This is a genomic window from Pseudomonas sp. SST3 (genome assembly GCF_003325755.1).
Map to the genome: position 1 here is coordinate 1 of NZ_QORI02000143.1, position 3,991 is coordinate 3,991.

A 3,991-nucleotide genomic window follows, 5' to 3' on the forward strand; every position below is an offset into this window, starting at 1 on the left:
CACGTACAACAGGTTCAGGCCATCGACCTCGGGCGCAGTACGCCCAAGGCGTAGATATTAGCGTGGGAGGTCTTGAGGTGACGGTCCACCATGATTCCGCGGTTGATTTGCAGGCCAGCGGCTGCGGCCAGGTCTACGCGTGGGCGCAGGCCGATGGCGGACACCACCAGGTCACAGTGGATCACTTCGCCGTCCGAGAGGTGCGCTTCAAGGCCATCAGCGGCGCGTTGCAGGCGATTGAGCACCGGGCCCAGGTGAAAGCGCGCGCCGATGCCTTCGAGCCCGGCTTGCACCGCGGCGGCCGCCGCCGGGTGCAGCAGGGTCGGCATGACTTGCTCACAGGGCGCGACCAGGTCGATTTTCATAGCCGCCCAGGATCAGGTCGTTGGCAAATTCGCAGCCGATCAGGCCGGCGCCGAGCAGCAGCACGCGCCGTTTGCCAGCAGCAGCGGCACGAAAGCGTGCGTAGTCTTCCAGGTCGTTGATCGGGAAAATCAAATCAGCCGCATCGCCTTCGACCGGTACGCGCACGGTTTCTGCGCCCCAGGCCAGGACCAGGTCGCGATAGGTCACCGCTTCCTCGCCGATCCACAGACGCTTGTGGCCTGGGTCGATGCCGCTGATACGCGTATGGGTGCGCACCTGGGCCTTGAGCTGCTCGGCCATGGCGCCGGGTTCGGCCATGCTCAGGCCATCGGCTTCCTTGTTCTTGCCAAAGCCGGTGGAGAGCATGGGCTTGGAGTAGGAGCGTCCGTCATCGGCAGTGATCAGCAGCAATGGGGTCTCGCTGTCGAGCTTGCGAAACTCCCGGGCGACGTTGTAACCGGCCAATCCTGTGCCGATGATCACGACAGGTGCGTTCATTCCTTTCTCCTTGTAGTACGTTTCTTAAATTCGGGATTACGCGATTTCGATCATTTCGAAGTCCGACTTACCCACGCCGCAGTCCGGGCACAGCCAGTCTTCCGGGACGTCCTGCCACAGAGTGCCTGGTGCAATACCGTCATCCGGCCAGCCGTCCGCTTCGTTGTAAATAAGGCCACAGACGATACATTGCCACTTCTTCATTACGTGCTTCCTCAGGTTCAGGCGTGTTGGCCGGCGGTCGATGGATCCAGCGTTGCCGCGCGGCTCAGGGCGTTTTGTACTGATCGGGGCCGGCAGATGCAAGCACGTTCGACGCAAACGGCCGGTTTGGCGCGGCAAAAGTTCAGGGTGCCATGGTAAGCTCGCCGCCTCTTTTGCTGCCAATACTGACTCACCGTGCCGCACTCAATCGCCCTTCCCGATGCTTGCCAATGGCTGACCCAGAGCCTTCTGAGCCCCTTGCCCACGCCCTTGACCCTCAACTGGCTATTTGACGAAGGCTCGCTGACGCGACGGCTGACGTGGCTGTCCAACGAGGCTTTCAGCGTGACGCCGCTGTTCGAAGGCTGGCAACCGTTGCGCGATGATGAATGCGCCGCCCTGGACCTGCCGCCGGCCAGTATCGGCTGGGTACGCGAGGTGTATTTGCGCGGGCACGGCCTGCCTTGGGTGTTCGCCCGCAGCGTGGCGGCCCGCAGTGCTTTGCAGGGCGATGGCCTGCACATGGACGAGCTGGGCAGCCGTTCGCTGGGCGAGTTGCTGTTCTGCGACCGCGCCTTTACCCGCCAGGCCATCGAAGTGTGTCACTACCCTCGTGCCTGGCTGCCGACAGCGGACCAGGCCGATAATCTGTGGGCGCGCCGCTCGCGCTTCGACCGCGGGGCGCTGAGCGTGCTGGTGGCGGAAGTCTTCCTGCCGAGTTTCTGGCACGCGCTGCATGATCATCCGGAGAACTGCTGATGTACCAACGTCTGCTCAAGTCCTTGAACCGCCTGAACCCCAGGGCCTGGGATTTCATTCAGTTGACGCGCATGGACAAGCCCATCGGCATCTACCTGCTGCTGTGGCCGACGCTGTGGGCCCTGTGGATCGCCGGCAAGGGTTCGCCGTCGCTGATCAATATCGTGATTTTCGTGCTGGGCGTGGTGCTCACCCGGGCCGGCGGCTGCGTGATCAACGACTGGGCCGACCGCAAGGTCGATGGCCATGTGAAACGCACCGAGCAACGCCCGCTGGTGAGCGGCAAGATCAGTTCGAAAGAAGCGCTGGTGTTTTTTGCCGTGCTGATGGGCATCAGTTTCCTGCTGGTGCTGCTGACCAACGCCAGCACCATCCTGCTCTCCTTGGGCGGCCTGGCTCTGGCGGCGAGCTACCCGTTCATGAAGCGCTACACCTACTACCCCCAAGTGGTGCTGGGCGCAGCGTTTTCCTGGGGCATGCCGATGGCGTTTACCGCCGAGACCGGCCATTTGCCTGCCACCGCGTGGCTGCTGTACATCGCCAACCTGTTGTGGACGGTGGGCTACGACACCTATTACGCCATGACCGACCGCGATGACGATTTGAAGATCGGGGTGAAATCCACCGCCATTCTGTTTCGGTGACGCTGACCGCGTGATCATCCTCACCCTGCAAGGCCTGGCGCTGGCGTGCCTGTTGCTGGCCGGCGCACGGTTCGAGGCTGGGCGGGTGGTACCACCTGGGGTTGCTGGCGGCAGCGGGCTGCTTTGTCTGGGAGTTCTGGTACACGCGCGACAGGGACCGCATGAAGTGCTTCAAGGCGTTCTTGCATAACCACTGGGCGGGGTTGGCGATTTTTGTCGGGATCGTGGTGGATTACGCGGTTCGCTGAGGATTCTGTGGTGGCTGTTGGGACGCCATCGCAGGCAAGCCAGCTCCCACATTTTGACTGTATTCGCAGATCAAAAAATGGGGAGGGGCTTGCCTCCGATGGATTCAGCAGCGCCGCAGACTTAAGGCTTGATGATGTGCCAAACGCTACCCTTGCCATCACCGGTCTTGTCACCGGCTTTCTTGTCGTCCTTGTAGGTGTAGACAGGCTTGCCTTTGTAGGCCCACTGGCTGGTCTGGTCGTCGCGGGTGATCACCGTCCAATCGCCGGTCTTGGTGTCAGTGGACTCTGCCTTCAGCGGTGGCCAGTTGGTCGCGCACTGGTCCTTGCACACTGATTTGCCATCAGCGTCCTTGTCGAAGGTATAGAGCGTCATCCCCTTGTGATCCACTAACATCCCGTCTTGGGTCATCGCCGGCTCTGCCGCAAACGCCAGGCCTGGCAGCGTCAACACCGCAGATACCAGCAGGGCTTTCCAGGAAAACAGTGCTGTAAGTCATCGGAACCTTCCTTTTGTGGTTGTCAGGATTCGGACCCAAAGGGTAGTCCAGAGTGCCGTTAATTGCCCAAGCGACTAAATTACTGTCACACGACTGCAATAATTCCGTTATCTAATGCGGCGCAAGACAGTTAAATGACAAGAGGATTGAGCATGGTTGGCAGGAGCATTCTGATCGTTGACGACGAAGCGCCCATTCGCGAAATGATCGCCGTCGCGTTGGAAATGGCCGGCTATGACTGCCTGGAGGCGGAGAACTCCCAGCAGGCCCACGCCATTATCGTCGACCGCAAGCCGGACCTGATCCTGCTCGACTGGATGCTGCCCGGCACCTCAGGCATCGAGTTGGCCCGCCGTCTCAAGCGTGACGAGCTGACCGGGGATATCCCGATCATCATGCTCACCGCCAAGGGCGAAGAGGACAACAAGATCCAGGGCCTGGAAGTCGGCGCCGATGACTACATCACCAAGCCGTTCTCTCCACGGGAACTGGTGGCGCGCCTCAAAGCCGTGCTGCGCCGCGCCGGCCCGACCGATGGCGAAGCGCCTATCGAAGTCGACGGCTTGATCCTGGACCCGATCAGCCACCGCGTGACCATCGACGGCAAGCCTGCCGAGATGGGACCGACCGAATACCGCCTGCTGCAGTTCTTCATGACCCACCAGGAGCGTGCCTACACCCGTGGCCAACTGCTCGACCAGGTATGGGGCGGCAACGTCTATGTGGAAGAGCGCACTGTGGATGTGCATATCCGCCGCCTGCGCAAAGCCTT

Annotated in this window: 4 protein-coding genes and 2 pseudogenes; 3 read left to right on the forward strand and 3 right to left on the reverse strand. The window is 61.4% G+C overall.

The genetic code is table 11. The annotated features are described in order from the left end of the window. Nucleotides 1–864 (reverse strand): annotated as a pseudogene (locus tag DQ405_RS25330) (NAD(P)/FAD-dependent oxidoreductase); the annotation flags it as partial. Nucleotides 865–900: 36 nt separating this feature from the next. After that, nucleotides 901–1,068, reverse strand: coding sequence for a rubredoxin (locus tag DQ405_RS25335; protein ID WP_014720509.1), 168 nt, complete (start codon nucleotides 1,066–1,068; stop codon nucleotides 901–903). 195 nt (nucleotides 1,069–1,263) lie between these two features. Here DQ405_RS25335 and DQ405_RS25340 point away from each other — a divergent pair, with 195 nt between their 5' ends. Beyond that, nucleotides 1,264–1,827, forward strand: a complete 564-nt coding sequence (locus DQ405_RS25340; RefSeq protein WP_073452510.1) for a chorismate--pyruvate lyase family protein — start codon at nucleotides 1,264–1,266, stop codon at nucleotides 1,825–1,827. Continuing rightward, nucleotides 1,827–2,719 (forward strand): annotated as a pseudogene (ubiA, locus tag DQ405_RS25345) (4-hydroxybenzoate octaprenyltransferase). Before DQ405_RS25340 ends, ubiA begins: the two are co-directional and overlap by 1 nt. A 121-nt stretch (nucleotides 2,720–2,840) precedes the next feature. Here ubiA and DQ405_RS25350 read toward each other — a convergent pair. After that, nucleotides 2,841–3,173: a COG4315 family predicted lipoprotein gene (locus DQ405_RS25350; RefSeq protein ID WP_342030466.1), complete on the reverse strand. Its 333-nt coding sequence runs from the start codon at nucleotides 3,171–3,173 to the stop codon at nucleotides 2,841–2,843. Nucleotides 3,174–3,371: 198 nt separating this feature from the next. On the opposite strand from DQ405_RS25350, the gene phoB reads away from it, so the two are divergent. Next, nucleotides 3,372–3,991 (forward strand): phosphate regulon transcriptional regulator PhoB (gene phoB / locus DQ405_RS25355; RefSeq protein ID WP_168426423.1); only part of this gene is annotated, 620 nt, incomplete at its 3' end.

What these genes read in the sequence shown, in the direction of transcription:
- DQ405_RS25335 (WP_014720509.1), bottom strand. Translation starts at nt 1,068, where the DNA reads ATGAAGAAGTGGCAATGTATCGTCTGTGGCCTTATTTACAACGAAGCG.